Here is a 19,350-nt window from a genome sequence, read left to right as displayed (position 1 = left end):
GGGTGCCCCCGGCAGCCCGCGGTCTGGCCGCGGGGCTGCTGGCTGTCATGCTGCTCTTCCTGGCATCGTGCGCCCAGATCCCGCGCTCCGGGCCGGTTGGAAAGAGCACGGACGAAAGCGCCGGAAACCCCAATGCGCCCGTTTTCTTTCCCGTCGCCCCGCGCAGCGGGTCCAGCCCGGAAGCCGTCATTGAGGACTTCTACCTGGCGGGCAGCGGGTATGAGGACGACTACGCCGTTGCCCGCCAGTATCTGACCCAGGCTTCCTCCGTCGCCTGGAAGCCGGACCAGCGGACGCTCGTGTTCCGCTCGGAGCGCGTGGTGAAGACCGGCGTCGAGGGTGTCTACAACTACGAACTCGACGTCGCCTACTCAGTGGATTCCGACGGCGTCGCCACCCAGATGCCCGCAGGCACCAAGGAGAACATCCCCGTTACCCTCGTGCAGGTTGACGGCGAATGGCGCATCTCCAAGATCCCTGACGGCACCGCCATCCCCGAAGAGACCTTCAAGGTCATCTACGGCGCCTATCCCATCTACTTCTATGACCCCAGCTTCACGTATGCAGTGCCCGACGTACGGTGGTTCATCAAGAAGAAAACGGTGAAGGCGATGACGAGCGCCCTGCTCGCCGGGCCTGCCCCGTACCTTAAGGGCGCCGTCGTCAGCGCCTTCCCGTCCGGAATGAAACTCGCCAGGGAGTCGGTGCCGGTAGTTTCCGGCGCTGCCCAGGTGGACCTGTCGGCCAAGGAGCTGACCGAAGCCTCCACCGAGGACAGGCTCCGGATGCAGACGCAGCTGGCCCTCACATTCCGGAGCCAGCCGGACGTCATCAACGTGGAGCTCCGGGCGAACCAGGACCTCGTACGCGTGGAGGACAACGGTTCGGTCCTTCCGCCGGTCCAGAACAAAAGCGCCCCTGCACGCCAGATCGCCATCAGCAACGGTGAACTGGTGCGGTACGAGAACAACCGGGTGTCACCGTTGCCCGACATGCAGCCGGTGGCGGCGCTGAAACCGCGGTCACCTGCCGAATCGCCCGTCTCGCAGACGGTGGCGTTCCTGAACGGCAGCCGCAACACGCTCTATTCGATGGTGCCCGGCCAGCCTGCGCGCGCCCTGGTTACGCGCAGCACGTTGACGCACCCGTCGTTCAGCCTGCACGACTGGCTGTGGACTGCCGGTCCGGGCGCGCAGGGCGTCACGGAAATCAAGGCCTTCCGTCCCACCGGCGTGGCGCAGGGCGCACCCGTGCCGGCTGTCACCCTGACCCCCTCCTGGCTGGCAGGCCGCAACGTCAAGGACTTCCGGGTGTCCCGTGAGGGTGTTCGGGCTCTGGTCATCTCCGAGCAGAACGGCGAGACACGGGTGCAGGTAACGGGGATCATCCGCGGCGCTGACGGAACGCCGAAGGAACTGACCGCGCCCATCACCCTGCCGTCCAGCGGGAACCCGGACCAGGGCGTCTGGGTCAACGACACCACCGTTGTGGTGATGAAGGGCGCCGCGACGTCCAACGTGACCCCCGAGCTTCTCTCCCTCGCCTCCCCCCAGCCGCAGAAGCTCGCCCCCTGGCCGGGGCTGGTTGCGCTCAGCGCAGGCAACGGCCCCGAGGAGATCTATGCACAGTCCAGGGACGGCATCTTCCAGCGGCTCGGCAATGGGTGGTCGGCGCAGCTGAGGGGGCCGACGGACCCGTCCTTCCCGGGCTGACTTTGCCCGGCCTTCGTGTGCCGGCGTTTTCCACATGGCGGCCGCCGGCCCTTTTGCGGGACCGTGCCGGTACCGGAACCTTGACCCGTGGGGAGCCATAGATCGGGCCGCGGGCAGAGAACTGGTAGGCAGGGGACTGGCGGGCAGAGGACTTTGGCGGATCCTGACCTCGTGGCCGGGCCGCCTTGGCCCGCCCGCCACCGCGGCGAGCACCGGCATCGGTTCCTGCGGGTTTGGGATCTGCTCGCGGGGGCCGCGGCGGAAGTCGTCGCCCTGGTGCTGCCCGTGGAATGCGTCTGCTGCGGCAAGGAGGACCTGACGCTCTGTTCCGGCTGCGAGCGCAGGCTCCGGATGCTCACCCGCCATCCCTTCCGGGCGGAGACCGGTTCACCCGCGCTCATGGACACCGACGGATCCGTCATCCTTCCTGTGGTGGCCGCCGGCATCTACCGCGAGGAGCTCTCCCAGTCGATCCTGGCCTTCAAGCGCCACGGGCAGGGACAGCTGCGGAGCGTGCTGTCGAAGATACTCGCCGGCGCGCTCGCGGCAGCCTATGCGGGGACGGACCGGATGGTCCTCGTTCCGGTCCCTACCAGCGCGGGCGCGTACCGAAAACGCGGATTCAGCCCGGTTCATCTGCTGTTGGCCGGCGCCCCGTGGAGCATCAGCAGCCGGCATCCGGAGTACCTGGACGCGCTGCGCAAAGTCAGGAACCCCAGGACAGGAAACTCGCTGGGAGGGCAGAAAGGGCTTGGCAGGGGAGACAGGTCCCGACGGGTCCGCGGCTCCATGCGCAGCGCCCGGGGTGCCCGCGGACGTGCCCTGCGGGGGAGGCAGTGCATCATTGTCGACGACGTCCTGACTACCGGCGCCACGCTGGCGGAAGCTGCCCGGGCCATCCACGAGGCCGGCGGAATAGTGCGCGGCGCCGTGGTCCTGGCCGCTACCCGCCCGCCGGACGCGGCGGCCGTTCCGGCGCAGTCGCGGCAGTCTGGCCGAAACCCTCGGTGACCATTGGGGCGAGTCCAGATTCCACAATGGGAAGTCCACCAGTAAGGCGCCCTACTTCCCCGTCACGTAGTGGGGGAGCCTCGACCCACGCGAGCGCACGGTCCGGCGGCCGCTGACTTCCAGGCTCGCATGGCCACCGACGGCAAAGGGGGACGTTCTCAGCCGACCGCCCGCAACGTCAATGACACGACCACGATTGCCGCCACACTGGAACACATACCGGTTTTCACGTCCAGGAAAAGGGGCAGATCGCGCATCCGCCGGACCAACCGCAGTTTGCTATCCGATCGACATCACGCCCTATCGTGGAAGAGCCTGACCAACCGGCCAACGGGAAACGGAACGACTGCTCCAACCTACGGTCACCAGCATTTGACACCCAGGCCTGCAGGAGCCGCAACGTTGGAGCGCGGAGTCAGCCGATCCAAACACTGCACGCTCCGCCATGAAGCGCGGCAAGACCGCTCGCAATTACCCGGCCACAGGTGCAAGTCGCAGCCCCACTAGCTACGTAAAATGCCAGGTTCAGCGACGGGCCTTCGAGACGAGCCTTCCAGGTAAAGGGCTCGCCCGGCTGACATGCGTTTGGGAGTCGAGAACATCTGCCAAGGGGTAGCTCTCTTGGAGCTTGCTTTTCCGTTGTAGGTTCACCAGCATGCGGCATGCTTCGGAGGCCCGGTGATAGCGTCGCTGTGTGTGGGCCGTTTCAGGGGTGGTATCTAGTCGTCTTGATATGGTGGCCGCCATCCGCAAGTAAGTAGGACGGGGTACCGACGAAAAGAGCCTGCAGGCGCCTTGGTTGGTGGTAAATTTGCTCGGTGACTTCTCGCCTTCCTAGCCCGATCGATGCCCATAGCCACCAGGAAGGAAGATTGCACTGGGTAGACACCGCGAAAGCCGCCACCATACTTCTCGTAGTGCTCTATCACGTGAGCGGCACGGGAATAACCATGTTGTTCCCAGGCACAACTAGTTTCGCCATGACCGTATGGAATGAACTCAGCCGAATGCTGTTGCCGGTGCGGATGCCCTTGTTCTTTCTGGCGGCCGGCATGTTGGCTTCGAAGGCTATTCACCGTCCATGGAGGACGTCCTGGCGTTCCCGCTTCGCGGACATCCTCTGGCCGTACATCCTATGGAGTGTGGTGTTTGCCCTGGTGGCCGGCGTCGCATACAGACCTACTGATCCTTGGGGATACACAGAGTTCAGTTTGGGGACGGTCCTTCAGGGCGGGACAGCGTACTGGTTTCTGCCTGTGCTCGTGGTGTTCTTTGCCACCGCCAAATTGTTGCGCGGGCATCCACAACTCACTACTTTGGTGGCGTTACTGCTATTGGTTGTTCAGCCGGCTGTTGCACGGCAAATTCCGGAGTTCGTTCCTGACGCACTGGCAACTAACATCGGCCGCCTAGTCACCTTTGCGCTCTGGTACTTCGTCGGATGCTACGCATCAACATATGTGAGGCGTCTGGCTGCCACAGGGACACGTGCGTTGATGGTGGGAGCAGTCGTCATCTACGGCGGGATGGCCTACTTGGTGTATGTCCGGGGCACTGAGTTGCCTGTTCTGACTGTGGCGACCGTTACCGGGTTGATGGCGGCGATCACCCTTTCGGTGTGGGCGTCCCGTTTCGCCCCTGTACGCGCAGCATCAAGGTACCTCTCGGCGCGGACCTTGCCTATCTATTTGGTCCACCCCGTGCTGTTGAGTGTGCTGGGCGGGATTGCTATTTTCCTTGGTGGTGGGCGAAGTCCTATCCCCCAGGATGTGGTCCTTCTTAATGTGGCAGCAGTCCCGCTCATGGTTGTAGTCACTACTGCAGGTTCCCTCGCGGCATATGACCTAGCCATTGGTTCTCGGTTCCGGTGGTTGTTCCAACCTCCGCGGCGGGTAGCGGATGCGGACGCGAGAGTGGGCCGTTAGCAACATTTGGGTGAGACAATTCGTCAAAGTCGACACAACGGCAGCGGAGGCGTTTCAAGCCAGTGAGGGTGGGCCGCGCGGTCTCTCCAGTCGCAAGTCCCTTCGGGCTGCGAGAGCACGATGTCCTTCATGCCGGTCAGCCACCGCTGACGTATCTTTACGGCCCGGGTCCATCGTGGATTCAGACGCCCCGGCCTCAATTCAGGTCCCACCTAGGCCAGCTTGGCTAGGTGCAGGTCCCGCAACACTTTGGGGTAGACATGGAAAAAAATAAACTGCGAAAGGATGAATAACTGGTTGCTATGAACTAACGTCGGATATGGGTACCAAGATCAGTTGTACCTTTCGATAGCGGCTCGGAAAGGGGCTCGACTGTCAATCAGATCGTCCCCCGGAAGTGCCGCCGTCGTGTCACCGAAGTCATTTGGAGGGCACCATGGAGTTCATGATCAGCGGACGAAATCTGACGGTCTCGGACCGCTTCCGCGAATACGCCGGCGAGAAGATCTCGAAGATCGAATCGCTTGGGGACAAGGTCCAGCGGGTCGACGCGAAGGTTTCCAAGGAAACAAATGCGCGGCAGACCGGTGACCAGCTCACGGTAGAAGTGACAGTCCTGGGCCGCGGCCCCGTGATCCGTGCCGAAGCAAGCGCCGCAGATAAGTTCGCCGCGTTCGACCTCGCCTACAACAAGCTGCTTGAGCGGCTGCGCAGGGCCAAGGACCGCAAGAAGGTCCACCACGGGCGGCATACGCCCAAGGCCGTACGCGAGGCAACTGCAACGCTGGAGCCCGCGAGCTCCAACCAGCCGATCTACGTGGAAGCGAGCAATAATGCCCAGGCCGCTCCGGAACCGGCTGAAAAATCGCCGTACGACGTCGACAACGACATCCCTGCCGGTGACTCGCCGGTACTGATCCGGCGCAAAATATTCCCGGCCACCTCGCTCACCCTTGACGACGCCGTGGACAACATGGAACTTATCGGTCACGATTTTTACCTTTTCGTGGACAAGGCCACGAACGCGCCATCGGTTGTGTACCGCCGCCGCGGCTGGACATATGGGGTCATCACCCTGGACCACTACTGCGAACCCGGCGAGAACACGCATGAGGAGAAAATCATCGCGTACCGCTCGGATGATGCGGCCGCAACTGCATAGGATGGAGCCCAGGCAACGAAAGGGCTGACATGGGTGCATCGCTGAGCCTCCCGCAGGCACGGCGGATTGCACTGGCAGCCCAAGGACTGGACAAAGGACGGCCCGCCGGCCCCGTGACGTCACGGGCGGTGGGCCGGACCTTTGCCCGGATTCACCTCGTACAGATCGACTCGGTCAACGTTCTGGCCCGGAGCCACTTCCTGCCCTTCTTTTCCCGGCTCGGCAACTACGACCGCTCCATCCTCCAGAAAATGGCAGGCAAGCACCCACGGCGCATGGTGGAGTACTGGGCCCACGAAGCCAGCTACGTCCGCCCGGAACATTTCCTGGACCTGGTGGTGTGGCAGAACCGCAAATGGGTGGGAGCAGCAGGGATGGACCCGGCACTCCGCTCCGGCGTGACCGGGCGCGTCCTCGAGGCGCTCGCCGACGGAAAACCCATGACGGCTGCCCAGCTCACGGCCAGGCTGGGGCACGTTGAGGACCGCAAGCACGTCAACTGGGGCTGGAACTGGAACGCCGTCAAACGCGTTCTGGAGCACCTGTTCGAAGAGGGGATTGTGTCGTCGGCGTCAAGGACTGACCAGTTCGAGCGGCAGTACGCCCTGACCCGGCAGGTTTTACCGGGCCATGATCTTGAGGCGGTACCGGACCCTTCGGCCGCCATGGACCGGCTCATCGAGGCGGCCGCGCAGGCCCACGGCATTGGCAGTGTGCGCTGTTTCGCGGATTACTTCAGAACCCCACTCAAGGCAGCAACGGCCTCCGTTCGGCGCCTCGTGGATGCCGGCCGCCTGGAGCCGGTGACGGTGGCGGGGTGGGACCGGGCGGTGTACCGGCACGCCGACGCCCGGCTTCCACGCCAGGCAGTTGGCCGCGCACTGCTCAGCCCGTTCGATTCGCTGGTGTTTGAACGGCGCAGGCTCGAAGAGCTCTTCGGTTTCCATTACCGGATCGAGATCTACACCCCTGAGGCCAAACGCCGCTTTGGCTATTACGTGCTTCCGTTCCTGCTCCGCGACCGCATTGTCGCCAGGGTGGACCTTAAGGCAGACCGGGCCGCGGGCACGCTGCTGGCCAAGGCGTGCTTCGGTGAGCCGGACGCGCCGGCGGACACCGCCGTCGAACTTGCCGCCGAGCTGCAATTGATGGCCGGCTGGCTGGGACTGGACGGCGTGGCCGTCGCGCCGGTGGGGGACCTTGCTCCCGCCGTCGCCGCCGCCATGAACGGCTATCCGCTGTGAGGGAACAGGGCCACGTGCCGTGCGTCTCTCCCGTAGACTAAATCACGCCAGAATTCGGCAGCATGAGACTGGGAGCAACTTCACGTGGCATCACTAATCGAAAAAATTCTCCGCACAGGTGACAAGAAGCTTCTGAGGCAACTGCGGAACTATGCTGACTCCATTAACGCCCTTGAAGACTCGTTCCAAACTTTCACGGACGCGGAACTGCGTGAAGAAACAGACCGGCTCCGGGCGCGCCACCAGGATGGCGAAAAGCTTGATGACCTCCTGCCGGAGGCCTTCGCCGCAGTGCGTGAGGCGTCCTCCCGCACGCTCGGCATGCGGCACTTCGATGTCCAGCTCATGGGTGGCGCTGCACTGCACCTGGGCAACATCGCAGAAATGAAGACCGGTGAAGGCAAGACGCTGGTGGCCACTGCTCCGGCCTACCTCAACGCCCTTACCGGCAATGGCGTGCACGTTGTCACCGTGAACGACTACCTGGCCGAATACCAGTCTGAGCTTATGGGCCGCGTCTACCGCTTCCTGGGACTCACCAGCGGCTGCATCCTCGCCAACCAGGACCCCGCCGTCCGCCGCGAGCAGTACAGCGCTGACATCACCTACGGCACCAACAACGAATTCGGCTTCGACTACCTGCGCGACAACATGGCCTGGGACAAGTCTGAACTCGTGCAGCGCGGCCACCACTTTGCGATCGTCGATGAAGTCGACTCCATCCTCATCGACGAGGCCCGTACGCCGCTGATCATTTCCGGTCCCGCCCAGGGCGACACCAACCGCTGGTACAGCGAGTTCGCCAAGGTGGTCCTGCGCCTGCAGCCGGAGAAGGACTACGAAGTCGACGAGAAGAAGCGCACTGTCGGCGTCCTGGAAAGCGGCATCGAAAAGGTTGAGGACTACCTCGGCATCCAGAACCTTTACGAATCCGCCAACACGCCGCTGATCGGCTTCCTGAACAACGCCATCAAGGCCAAGGAGCTGTTCAAGCGGGACAAGGACTACGTCATCCTCGACGGTGAAGTCCTCATCGTTGACGAGCACACCGGCCGTATCCTCGCCGGCCGGCGCTACAACGAAGGCATGCACCAGGCGATCGAAGCCAAAGAGGGCGTCGAGATCAAGGCCGAGAACCAGACCCTCGCCACGGTGACGCTGCAGAACTACTTCCGCATGTACGACAAGCTCTCCGGCATGACCGGCACGGCCGAGACTGAAGCCGCCGAATTCATGAGCACGTACAAGCTCGGCGTGGTGGCCATCCCCACCAACCGCGACATGCAGCGGATTGACCAGTCCGACCTCGTTTACAAGAACGAGATCGTGAAATTCGAGGCCGTGGTCCGCGACATCGCCGAACGCCATGCGAAGGGCCAGCCGGTCCTGGTGGGCACCACCAGCGTGGAAAAGAGCGAATACCTCTCGCGCCTGCTGGCAAAGGAAGGCATCCGGCACGAGGTCCTCAACGCAAAGAACCACGCCCGTGAGGCCGCCATCGTGGCGCAGGCAGGCCGCAAGGGCGCGGTCACCGTTGCCACCAACATGGCCGGCCGCGGCACCGACATCATGCTGGGCGGCAACGCCGAGTTCACTGCCATCGCCGAACTCGCGCAGCGGGGGCTGGACCCGGAGGAAAACTCGGACGAGTACGAGGCCGCCTGGCCCGGCGCCCTGGAAGCTTCGCAAAAGGCCGTCAAGGATGAACACGAGGAAGTACTGGGCCTGGGCGGCCTGTATGTGCTGGGAACTGAGCGTCACGAATCCCGCCGCATCGACAACCAGCTGCGCGGCCGTTCCGGACGCCAGGGCGACCCCGGCGAATCCCGCTTCTACCTGTCGCTGACCGATGACCTGATGCGCCTGTTCAACTCGGGTGCAGCGGAGCGGCTGATGAACAGCTCCGTGCCCGACGACGTCGCGCTGGAATCGAAGCTGGTCTCCCGCGCCATCGCCTCGGCCCAGGGGCAGGTGGAAGGCCGGAACGCGGAACAGCGCAAGAACGTCCTGAAATACGACGACGTCCTCAACCGCCAGCGCGAAGCCATCTACGGCGACCGGCGCCGGATTCTGGAGGGCGACGACCTCCACGAAAAGGTGCAGTTCTTCCTGGAAGACACCATCAACGCACTGATCGACGAAGCAACGGCCGAGGGCAACGGTGACGACTGGGACTTCGACCAGCTCTGGACCAACCTGAAGACGCTCTACCCCGTCACTGTCACACCGCACGACGTCATCGACGAGGCGGGCGGCAAGTCGCGCATCACCGTGGAGTTCCTGAAGGAAGAAATCATGTCTGATGCCAAGCTGGTGTATCAGGCACGCGAGGAAGCCATCGGCTCCGAAAGCATGCGCGAACTGGAGCGCCGGGTGGTCCTCTCCGTCATCGGGCGGAAGTGGCAGGAACACCTGTACGAGATGGACTACCTGAAGGAAGGCATCGGCCTGCGCGCCATGGCCCAGCGTGATCCGCTGGTGGAATACCAGCGTGAAGGTTTCACGATGTTCCAGTCCATGATGGAAGCCATCCGGGAAGAGAGCGTCGGTTTCCTCTTCAACCTCGAAGTGGAAGTCACTCCGGCCGAGGACGTCGTGGTTGCGGATGCGGCCGGCGGCCACACTGAGCACCACGAGCCGCAAATCCGCGCGGCAGGTCTCGAGGCTCCGGAAAAGCCCGCGCAGCTCCAGTACACCGCGCCCCGGGAGGACGGCGGAGCGGAGACCCGGATCGAGGGCCGCGCTGCCGGCCGCTCAGGCAACCCCGCCAAGGCCGCTGCCCAGGACCGGCGCGACGGGAAGAAGAAAAAGCGCTAGCCAGCGGACATTTACGGAAGGGACCGGAGCTCAGGCTCCGGTCCCTTCCCGTTCTGCTCTCAGCCAATTTCCAGAGCGGTGACGCGCCAGACGTTCTTGCTGCGTTCCAGCCGGACGGCGACCGCCCGGACCCGCAGTTCATCAGCCACCACGGCGCTGGCCTCGTAAACGTCCGGCGTCACCACGCAGGCGTGGACGGAACGTACCGATGCGTTGCGGTGGAGCAGCCCCATCTTCCGGGGCGCCCTGGCAGCCACCCTCCGGGTCAGGGTGGCCCGGTGCTGGAGCACGGTGAGGCAGCGCTGGTCCAACCGCCGTGCCAGTTGGTGGATCGGCCGCGTTCCCGCCAGGACCTCAATGGCGGCCTGGACAGTGGCCCTGGTGATGGCGCATATTTCGCGGACCTCGTCGCCCGGGGCGGGGACGCGGGCGGGAGCCGTTGCTGTTCGGGCCGACGCGGCCGGGACGGGTTCAAGAACAGCGCTTCCTGCACGCCGTATTGGAGTTACTGCAGTCATGATCGGTCCTTTTGGTTGGGCGGGCTTGGGCAGGCCGCACGCAGGTGCGGCCGCAGAGTCAGCAGCGCGGAAAGCAAGCAGCGCGGAAGCAAAGCAGTGCGGAAAGAAAGCGGCGTGGGAGGAAAGCGGCGTGGAGGTAGGCGGGGCAGATTAAGGGGGTGGCGGCGGGCTGAGGAGCTGGCCCGGAAGGAGGGCGTTGGGGTCGGCCCCGATGACATCCCGGTTCGCCTGGTACCAGAGTGGCCAGCGGGCAGCGATTTCCACATCGGTTGCCCCGGGTCCCAGCTCGCGGGCGGCGAGAGTCCACAGTGATTCGCCGGCCCTGACCGTAACCTCACGGCGGGTATCTGCCGGCCCGGCGTCTGTCCTGGCCGGCAATGAGGCGACGGGGCCCGGCTCCACCGCCGGGACGCGCGGCTTCCACTGGGGCTGGAGTCCGCTGCCGCCAGCGACAGTGCTTTCCGCGGTGCCGGCGTCTGCGGAATGGCTCTCGGGCAGGAGTGGCAGCCGCTCAGTCAGGGGCATCCAAGCAGCGGACAGGGAGGACCCGTTGCCCGAGGAATGGCCCGCGGGAGGCAAGGCATCCGCATGGGCAAGCGGTGCGCCGAGGAGCTGGACACCCACGGCAGCTACGGCCAGCCGCCGCATAAACACGGGGCTGAGGCGTCCAGTGGCGCGGGCAGCAGCGTGATGCCCGGCGCGTTCCAAGAGGGCTGATGCAAAGGCGGTTGCGAGGGACAGGAGCCACCAGGTGGTCACGGCCAGCCCGGCGGCGAGGGCCAACAGACCAAGCAGGTCGTCGAACAACAGGGACTGGCCCCGGGCAGCGGACAGCTGCCAATGGCCGATCATCGAGCTCCCGGTGAAAGCAAGAAAGATTCCCAGCCCCAGGATGACAGCCGCCAGGGCGGCCTCTGCCCTCACCGGGCGCTGTATTGCTTCCGTCATGACTTCCCCCGAGATGATCCTGTTTGATGCAATTTGGTCCACTTTGATGTGATGTAAACCGTGTGGAGTAAGTTTGCGCCAGTTCTCTCGGTGTTGTCTATGGACCCAGGGAAGTTTGTGGATGAATTGACCCTCTTGACCGGCACGCCTACGCTGGCGCCATGCGATGGAACGCACTTTTCCAGGACCTTGAGCTGCAGTTGGCCGAAGCAGGAGTTCTGGATTTGGAGTCCGAGATTGCCGAGCGCTCCCGGGCAGAGACGGCTGCCATTGCGCTCGGAGACAGGCTGCGTGGATCACTTGGCTCCCACGTTGGCGTCCTCTTGGGGTCGGGGCAGGTCTTTGCCGGCACGCTTACACATGCGGGTGCGGAAAGCCTGGTCCTTGACGAGCCGCTGCACCAGGTGCTGATTCCATATGCGGCCGTAAGCCACTACAGCGGCCTCGGGCGGTTTGCGGTCGCGGAGGCTTCGGCTGTGCGACGTAAGCTGGGCCTCGCGAGCGCGCTGCGCGGACTGGCACGGGACCGCGCTGAACTGACCGTCCTGCTGGCGGGACAGCCGCGGGACGCGCAGCTTCAAGGTGTGATTGACAGGGTGGGGCGGGACTTTTTCGACCTCGCCCTGACATTGCCCGGGGAAGCGCGCAGGGCGGGCCGGGTGGCCGACGTGGCTACAGTTCCGTTCCAGGCGCTGGATGCGCTTCGCTCAAGGCGCGGCGGGGAGTTCTGAGTTCAGAGGGACTTCGACTTGGACTCTTGAATCATGCGGCTTGCCTCGGCATAGCGTTCTTCGATGTACTGCTCAAGCATCTTTTCCTCGACCCGCCACTGCCCGCGGCCACCCACCTGAATGGCTTTCAGTTCACCGCTGCGGACGAGGGCGTACGCCGCCGGCGCATTGATCTGAAGCTGCTCGGCTACATCTGCAAGCGTGAGGAATCGGGGCATAGTCCTATTGTGCCACCGTTGGTTCCAAATGATGCCGTTATCCACAGTTTGATGTCGTTTGCTGCAAGACCCTTCCGAACGGGCAGGCAGGCCGTAACAATGATCATGACCGGCGCGATCCAGGCGCCCAGGCGTCAAGGGGGAGCGGTACGCATGAGTGCAGGCACGGCGGCGAGCGGGGCCAGGCTGAAGAAACCTTCCTGGAAGGATCCGAGGCTGCTGGTGGGTGTGCTCCTTGTCCTGGCCTCCGTCGCCGGAGTTGTTGCACTCGTCGGCAGCGCGGACCGGACCACAGAAGTATTTGCCGCCCGTGAGGCAATTGCCGTGGGCCAGAAACTGACGCCTGAAAATATCAGCCGGGTCAGGGTGCGACTCGGCGACGTCGAAGCGCACTACGTCACGGCGGAGTCAGGCCTTCCAGACGGCCAGGTGGCCGTCCAGCGGATCGCCAAGGACCAGCTGGTTCCCCGGGAAAGCCTCGGCAGTGTTGATGCCTTGGACCGAAAGCCGGTGGCCATCACTGTCCAGGAAGCGTTGCCTGAGCAGGCAGTGGCGGGCACCAGGGTGGACGTCTGGGTCTCCATGCCCGACGCCCGGAACGGCTTTGCTGAACCGAAGCTGCTGCTCCCAGGTGCGGAAATCGCCGAGGTTTCGCAGGGATCCACTGCGCTGGGTGCCTCGAAATCCACGGTCCTGATGGTCCTCGTAGGGGACGGGCAGATGGCCTCGCTCCTCGGTGCACAGGCAAACGAGGCCAAAATATCCGTGGTGTGGAATCCGGGCGGGACGGCCAAGTGAGCATCCCCGTTGTCACCGTCGGGGAGTCGCAGGAAGACCTGGTCGGTGGACTGGAGCGGCTTCATGGTCCCGTCACGGTCGTCCGGCGCTGTGGGGAGCTCGCGGAGCTGCTGGCTGCCTGCCAAAGCGGGCTGGCCCGGGCGGCCGTTGTGGCTGCGGGGAGCCAGGACCTGACTGCCTCGCTGGTGGACAGGCTCGGCGCCGTGGGAGTCGTCATCATTGCGCTCACGGACAGCCCCGAGGAGCGCTTGCGGCTTCGCAGTATCGGAGTCACGGCAGCGCCGTCGACCGTTGAATCCACAGACCTTGCTGAAAGCATCGCCGACGCCGTCAGCAGGCATGCAGGCATAGGCCGGGCGGGACCGGGTCCCGGTGCCGCACCCGTTTACAGTACGGGTTTTGCGGATTCCGCCGCGGCACTGCACCCGGAGCCTGTCGATGCTGAAACAGACCCGCGGCCGCCGGAACGGGGAAGGTCCTGGCGGTCTGGGGACCGGCCGGCGCGCCCGGCAGGACTCTTGTCGCGGTCAACATTGCAGGCGAGCTGGCTGCCACGGGCAAATCCGTCCTGCTGGTCGATGCCGACAGCTATGGGGCCAGCGTCGCCGGGGTCCTTGGGCTCCTCGACGAAGCGGCAGGTCTGGCGCAGGCGTGCCGGCTGGCCGACCAGGGGCTCCTGGACCGGGAAGCGCTGCTGCGCGTTGCCGTCCCGGTTGCAGCCACGGCCGGTACTTTCCGGGTTCTGACCGGGATCACACGGGCCGACCGCTGGACCGAGCTTCGTGCCGCTGCGCTGGCGCTCGTTTTGGACCGGGCGCGGGAAGTCGCCGACGTCATCGTGGTGGACGCCGGTTTCTGCCTTGAAGCTGACGAAGAGCTCAGCTTCGACACCATGGCGCCGCGGCGCAACGGGGCGACGTTGAGGAGCCTTGAAATGGCCGACACCGTGATTGCGGTTGGCTCCGCGGATCCGGTCGGCGTCCCCCGCCTTATCAGGGCGCTGGCGGAGCTCGAAGGTTCGGTACCGGGAATTTGCCCCGACGTGGTGCTCAACAAGGTTCGGGCCTCGGCCGTCGGCCGGTCCCCGGAACGTCAGCTTCGCGAGGCATGGGAGCGGTTCGCCCCGACGGCAGGCATTAAGGCCTTCCTGCCGTGGGAGCCGGACACGACGGACGCCGCCCTGCTGGCGGGGTCGCTGCTGCTTGAAACCGCTCCGGAATCACGGCTTCGCTCGGCCATCGCCGGATTGGTTTGTGCATCTGCCCAGCAAAAGCGGAGATCCTCTGTATTCGCATCCACAGCAAGGCGCAGACGGACGGGCTAGGCTCACGGTGAGGGCTGCAAGGAAGCAGCCGCAAACTGTGTGATGGAGGCGTGTGTCGATGTCGTCTGGGTCCAGCGTGGAGGATCAGTCCCGTTCAATCGAAGCTGAGGAAGGCTTTTTTGCGGACTACTACGAGCATCTGGCGGAGGAGGACGCGCGGGCTTACCCGCACGAGCTGCTGACGGCCCGGGCTGAAACCCACCGTGCAGTCGGTTTTGAACGCAAGCCGGGGACGGCCAACATATCCATCGTTCCCGAGGGCGACCGCAGCGTCGTATACATCGTCACCGACGACATGCCATTCCTGGTGGACTCCGTCAACGCTGAGCTGGTCCGGCAGAATTCGGCCATCCACCTCGTGCTGCACCCGATGTTCGTGGTCGCCCGCAACCGCGAAACCAACGAACTGGTCAAAGTGGACCGGGTCCCTTCCGGCTTCGGCATCTCCAGCGGCGACACCGCTGCGCTGCCTGTCCTTTCCCAGTTGATTGCCCAGGGCGACAACGCCTCCCACATGGAGTCCTGGATTGCGGTGGAGATCGGCCGGGCCAGCGACGAGGCTGCGGACAAGCTCCAGGAGGGGCTGGAACGCGTCCTCGGGGACGTCCGTGCCGCCGTCGAGGACTGGCCGAAGATGCGCAGCAAGGCGCTGCAGATCGCGCAGGACCTGGACAAGGTGGCGCATCCGGCACAGATCGCCGAGCTGCGCCAGGCGCAGGATTTGCTTCGCTGGCTCGACGACGGCAATTTCACTTTCCTCGGCTACCGGGAATACGACCTGGTCAATGAAGAAGGCGAGGATGTCCTGGAGCTGCGCGAGGACAGCGGACTGGGCCTGCTGCGGGCCCACCACGACACCCGCCAGGTGCAGCACCTCACCGACGCGGGCAGGCGCAAGGCCCGTGAAAAGCGTGCCCTGGTCATCACCAAGGCCAATTCGCGCTCAACCGTGCACCGTCCCGCCTACCTGGACTACATCGGGGTCAAAAGCTTCGACGCCGCGGGCAACGTCAACGGCGAACAGCGGTTCATCGGACTGTTCGCCACCAGCGCCTACACCGACTCCGTGCGGAATATCCCGATTGTCCGGGAAAAGGTCGAGGCCGTGCTGCGCGGCGCCGGTTTCCCGCCGGACTCACATTCCGGGAAGGACCTGCTGGGCATCCTGGAAACGTACCCCCGCGACGAACTCTTCCAGATCGAGATTCCCGACCTCGCCGCGACGGCAACAGGAATCCAAAGGCTGCAGGAACGGCGCCGCACCCGGCTCTTCCTCCGGCCCGACATCTACGGACGGTTCATGTCCGCCGTCGTTTACCTCCCGCGCGACCGGTACACCACCAACGTCCGGCTGAGGATAGAGCAGGAACTCCGTGAGACGTTCCATGCCGAGTCCATTGACTATGAGGCGAGGATGACGGAATCAGCCCTCGCCCGCCTGTTCTTCCGGATCCGCCTGCCCAAGGGCCAGGACGTCAGCCACGTCAACACGGACGCGCTGGAAAAGCGGCTTGTCCGGGCTGCCCGGTCCTGGAGTGAAGGAATCGCCGAGGTACTGCGCGAGCGGAGCGCCGACGACGGTGCGAATGAACTGGCGGCCATCTGGGCCGAGGCCTTCCCGGCCAGCTACCGCGTCGACTATGAAATCGAAGATGCCCTCGAGGACATCGCCCGGTTCGAACAGTACGGGGCCGAAGCCGAGCGCATGCTTGGTGCACGGCAGGAGCGGCCGGGCGTCCACGTGTACCTTCCCGAAGGCGCCGGCGCGACCCTCGAAGAGGATGCCCGCGTCAAGCTGTACATGCTGGAGCCCAAGAGCCTGAGCCAGATCCTTCCCTACTTCCACAACCTGGGGCTGGAGGTGCTGGACGAGCGGCCGTTCGAGATCGAGACCGCGGACCGCCGGGATTTCTTCCTCTACGACCTCGGGCTGAAATACCCGGCCGGGGTGGACCCGGTGTCCACGGGCCGGCTGCTGGCGGATTCCTTCGGCGCGGCCGTTTCCGGTGCCGTCGAATCCGACAGCTTTGACCGGCTGGTGCTCCGCGAGGGCATGACATGGCGGCAGGTCATCGTGCTGCGGGCCTACGCGAAGTACATGCGGCAAATGGGAAACACCAACTCGTTTGAGTTCATGGCCGACACACTGCTGGCCAACCCTGAGGTCACGCTCGGGCTCGTTGAGCTGTTCGAGGCACGCTTCGATCCCAGCGTGCCCGAGGCCGAGCGGGCGAACAAGCAGGCAGCGGTCCGCGCCCGGCTCGCCGCGTCGATCGAAAACGTCGCCACCCTGGACGCCGACCGCGTGGTGCGGACGTTCACGAACCTGATCGAATCGACGCTGCGCACCAACTTCTACCAGGACAAGCCGCACCTGAGCTTCAAGCTCAACCCATCAGCCATCGAAGGGCTGCCTTTCCCGCGGCCCATGTTCGAAATCTGGGTTTACTCGCCCCGGGTGGAGGGTGTTCACCTGCGCTTCGGCAAGGTGGCCCGCGGCGGCCTCCGCTGGTCGGACCGGCGCGAAGACTTCCGCACGGAAATCCTGGGCCTGGTCAAGGCGCAGACGGTCAAGAACGCCGTGATCGTACCAACGGGCGCCAAGGGCGGGTTCTTCGCCAAGCGGCTGCCGGATCCTGCCCAGGACAGGTCGGCCTGGATGGCAGAGGGCGTCGAAAGCTACAAGACCTTCATCCGGGGCCTGCTGGACATCACGGACAACCTCGTGACGGGAGCAGACGGCGAACGGCTTGTCCCGCCGTCGGACGTTGTGCGCCACGACGGCGACGACTCCTACCTGGTGGTCGCAGCGGACAAGGGCACGGCGACCTTCTCTGACATTGCGAACGGACTTGCCGCGGACTACGGATTCTGGCTGGGCGATGCCTTCGCTTCCGGCGGTTCGGTGGGCTATGACCACAAGGCCATGGGCATCACCGCCCGCGGTGCCTGGGAATCCGTCAAGAGGCACTTCAGCGAGCTGGACCTGGACACCCAGTCCGAGCCCTTCACCGTAGTCGGCGTCGGCGACATGTCCGGAGACGTCTTCGGCAACGGCATGCTCCTGTCCAAGCACATCAGGCTGCTCGCGGCGTTTGACCACCGCCACATTTTCCTCGACCCGAACCCGGACGAGGCAACCTCCTACGCGGAGCGGCAGCGGCTCTTCGGACTGCCCCGGTCGTCGTGGGACGACTACGACAAGAACCTGATCAGCGAAGGTGGCGGGGTCTACCCGAGGCAGGCGAAATCCATCCCGGTCTCGCCGCAGGTACGCTCCGCGCTGGGCCTGTCCGAGGACACGACCCAGCTCAGCCCGCCCGAACTCCTGCGGGCCATCCTGCTCGCCCCCGCGGACCTGCTGTACAACGGCGGCATCGGCACGTACGTGAAGGCCAGTACGGAGACTCACGCCATGGTCGGTGACAAGTCCAACGATGCCATTCGCGTGGATGGCCGTGACCTTCGTGTCAAGGTTGTAGGCGAGGGCGGCAACCTCGGGATGACGCAGCGCGGCCGCATCGAAGCGGCGCTGCAGGGCGTCATCCTGAACACGGACGCCATCGACAACTCGGCCGGCGTCGACTGCTCCGACCACGAGGTCAACATCAAGATCTTCGTAGACCGGATGGTGGCGGCGGGCAAGCTGGACGCCGGCGAGCGTTCGGACTTCCTTGCATCCATGACCGACGAGGTGGGGCGGCTGGTCCTGGAAGACAACGTTGACCAGAACATCCTGCTCCTGAATGACCGCCAGAAGGTCGCGGAATGGAGCCCGAGCTACGAACGCCTGATGGACTGGCTGGAGAAGAAGGCGGACCTGAACCGGGACCTGGAGGCACTGCCCTCCACCGCCGTCCTTCACGACCGGCTGGAACAGGGCCAGGGCTTGACCTCACCAGAACTGTCCGTGCTGGCCGCCTACGCCAAGATCGAGCTGGCCACGGCCCTGCGCGACAGCGACCTGGCCGACGACCCCTGGTTCCGCGAAACGCTCCGGCAGTACTTCCCGGTCCAGCTCCGGGAGAAATTCGACGCCGAACTGGACACCCATCCGCTGCGCCGGGAAATCATCGCAACGGTCGTGGCCAACGACATGATCAACCTGGGCGGCATCACCTTTGCCTTCCGGACCATGGAGGAGACCTCTGCGAGCGAAGTGGCTGTGGCCAAGGCGTTCGTGGCGCTGCGGGAAATCTATGAACTGGACATCATGGTGTCCGAGCTCAACGAGCTGCCCGCGTCGTTCCCCACCGAGCACTGGAGCACGGTGCACCTCGATATCCGCCGGCTCCTGGACCGTGCGGTGCGGTGGGTTCTTGCCCAGGGCAGCGCGTCACGGCCCATCGCCGATATCGTCGCCGAGTTCAAGCCGCCGATGGAACCCATGCGTGCCCGGCTGCTTGACTACCTGCGCGGTGACGACCGTGCGCGCGTTGCCTCCTGGCTTGAGAAGGCACGGTCGTGGGGCCTGCCCGAGGACCTGGGCCACCGCTGGGCCGAGCTGTTCGAGAGCTTCGTGCTGCTGGACATCGCGAAAATCGCGCACAGCCGCAAGGAGCCGGTGGAGGACATCGCCCACGTCTACTACACAGTGTTCAACCGGTTCCACGTGGACTCGCTCCTGGAACGGATCAGTTCCCTGCCGCGGAAGGACCGCTGGCAGGCCCTGGCCCGTGCCGCGCTGCGCGATGACCTTTACTCGACCGTCTCGGACATGACGACGGCGGTCCTGGACTCGACCGGTGAAGGATCGTCCGCCGAGGATAGGCTGAGGGACTGGGAGCAGCTGAACGCGGAGCATTTGGGCCGGGCGAAGAGCATGTTCGATGAGGTCAACGCCCTCGAAGCGGACGACATGGCCTCGCTCTCGGTAGCATTGAGGCTCTTGAGGTCAATCGTCCGACGCTAGGACAAAGTCCTGCCGTCGAAAAACTGGAGG

The 19,350-nt window shown here is 64.7% G+C and carries 12 protein-coding genes and 1 pseudogene; 10 read left to right on the top strand and 3 right to left on the bottom strand.

The window, feature by feature from the left end:
• The first annotated feature begins 2 nt into the window (after nucleotides 1–2).
• The 6 genes from ACFTR6_RS01605 (at nucleotide 3) to secA (ending at nucleotide 9,871) form a co-directional block, all read left to right on the top strand.
• On the top strand, nucleotides 3–1,712 hold the full coding sequence (locus ACFTR6_RS01605; RefSeq protein WP_377956841.1) for an LpqB family beta-propeller domain-containing protein: 1,710 nt from the start codon (nucleotides 3–5) through the stop codon (nucleotides 1,710–1,712).
• Between the two features lie 171 nt (nucleotides 1,713–1,883).
• A complete protein-coding gene (locus tag ACFTR6_RS01600; RefSeq protein WP_377956642.1) occupies nucleotides 1,884–2,723 on the top strand; it encodes a ComF family protein in 840 nt (279 codons plus the stop codon).
• Nucleotides 2,724–3,541: 818 nt separating this feature from the next.
• Nucleotides 3,542–4,648, top strand: coding sequence for an acyltransferase family protein (locus ACFTR6_RS01595; protein ID WP_377956641.1), 1,107 nt, complete (start codon nucleotides 3,542–3,544; stop codon nucleotides 4,646–4,648).
• A gap of 436 nt (nucleotides 4,649–5,084) precedes the next feature.
• On the top strand, nucleotides 5,085–5,810 hold the full coding sequence (gene hpf, locus ACFTR6_RS01590; RefSeq protein WP_087874305.1) for a ribosome hibernation-promoting factor, HPF/YfiA family: 726 nt from the start codon (nucleotides 5,085–5,087) through the stop codon (nucleotides 5,808–5,810).
• A gap of 29 nt (nucleotides 5,811–5,839) precedes the next feature.
• A complete protein-coding gene (locus ACFTR6_RS01585; protein WP_377956640.1) occupies nucleotides 5,840–7,054 on the top strand; it encodes a winged helix-turn-helix domain-containing protein in 1,215 nt (404 codons plus the stop codon).
• Between the two features lie 84 nt (nucleotides 7,055–7,138).
• Nucleotides 7,139–9,871 carry a preprotein translocase subunit SecA gene (secA, locus tag ACFTR6_RS01580; RefSeq protein ID WP_076801723.1) on the top strand — a complete coding sequence of 911 codons (2,733 nt, stop codon included), beginning with the start codon at nucleotides 7,139–7,141 and terminating at the stop codon, nucleotides 9,869–9,871.
• Between the two features lie 59 nt (nucleotides 9,872–9,930).
• Here secA and ACFTR6_RS01575 read toward each other — a convergent pair whose 3' ends face one another.
• Nucleotides 9,931–10,389, bottom strand: coding sequence for an Rv3235 family protein (locus tag ACFTR6_RS01575; protein ID WP_377956639.1), 459 nt, complete (start codon nucleotides 10,387–10,389; stop codon nucleotides 9,931–9,933).
• A gap of 150 nt (nucleotides 10,390–10,539) precedes the next feature.
• Nucleotides 10,540–11,337: a LysM peptidoglycan-binding domain-containing protein gene (locus tag ACFTR6_RS01570; RefSeq protein ID WP_377956638.1), complete on the bottom strand. Its 798-nt coding sequence runs from the start codon at nucleotides 11,335–11,337 to the stop codon at nucleotides 10,540–10,542.
• Nucleotides 11,338–11,498: 161 nt separating this feature from the next.
• Between ACFTR6_RS01570 and ACFTR6_RS01565 the strand changes: the two genes are divergently transcribed.
• Nucleotides 11,499–12,068, top strand: coding sequence for a hypothetical protein (locus ACFTR6_RS01565; protein WP_377956637.1), 570 nt, complete (start codon nucleotides 11,499–11,501; stop codon nucleotides 12,066–12,068).
• Between the two features lie 2 nt (nucleotides 12,069–12,070).
• Here ACFTR6_RS01565 and ACFTR6_RS01560 read toward each other — a convergent pair whose 3' ends face one another.
• On the bottom strand, nucleotides 12,071–12,286 hold the full coding sequence (locus tag ACFTR6_RS01560) for a helix-turn-helix domain-containing protein (RefSeq protein ID WP_076801729.1): 216 nt from the start codon (nucleotides 12,284–12,286) through the stop codon (nucleotides 12,071–12,073).
• Nucleotides 12,287–12,439: 153 nt separating this feature from the next.
• Between ACFTR6_RS01560 and ACFTR6_RS01555 the strand changes: the two genes are divergently transcribed.
• The 3 genes and pseudogenes from ACFTR6_RS01555 (at nucleotide 12,440) to ACFTR6_RS01545 (ending at nucleotide 19,320) form a co-directional block, all read left to right on the top strand.
• Complete coding sequence (locus ACFTR6_RS01555; protein ID WP_087874299.1) at nucleotides 12,440–13,084, top strand: SAF domain-containing protein; 645 nt, start codon at nucleotides 12,440–12,442, stop codon at nucleotides 13,082–13,084.
• Nucleotides 13,081–14,408, top strand: a pseudogene (locus ACFTR6_RS01550) (CpaE family protein). Before ACFTR6_RS01555 ends, ACFTR6_RS01550 begins: the two are co-directional and overlap by 4 nt.
• A gap of 58 nt (nucleotides 14,409–14,466) precedes the next feature.
• A complete protein-coding gene (locus ACFTR6_RS01545; RefSeq protein ID WP_087874298.1) occupies nucleotides 14,467–19,320 on the top strand; it encodes an NAD-glutamate dehydrogenase in 4,854 nt (1,617 codons plus the stop codon).
• Nucleotides 19,321–19,350: the final 30 nt, after the last annotated feature.

Origin of the sequence: Arthrobacter sp. NPDC057009 (genome assembly GCF_042673905.1) — a bacterium.
In the GTDB taxonomy this organism is placed as follows: domain Bacteria; phylum Actinomycetota; class Actinomycetes; order Actinomycetales; family Micrococcaceae; genus Arthrobacter.
This window is presented reverse-complemented; position numbering and strand designations above follow the sequence as displayed.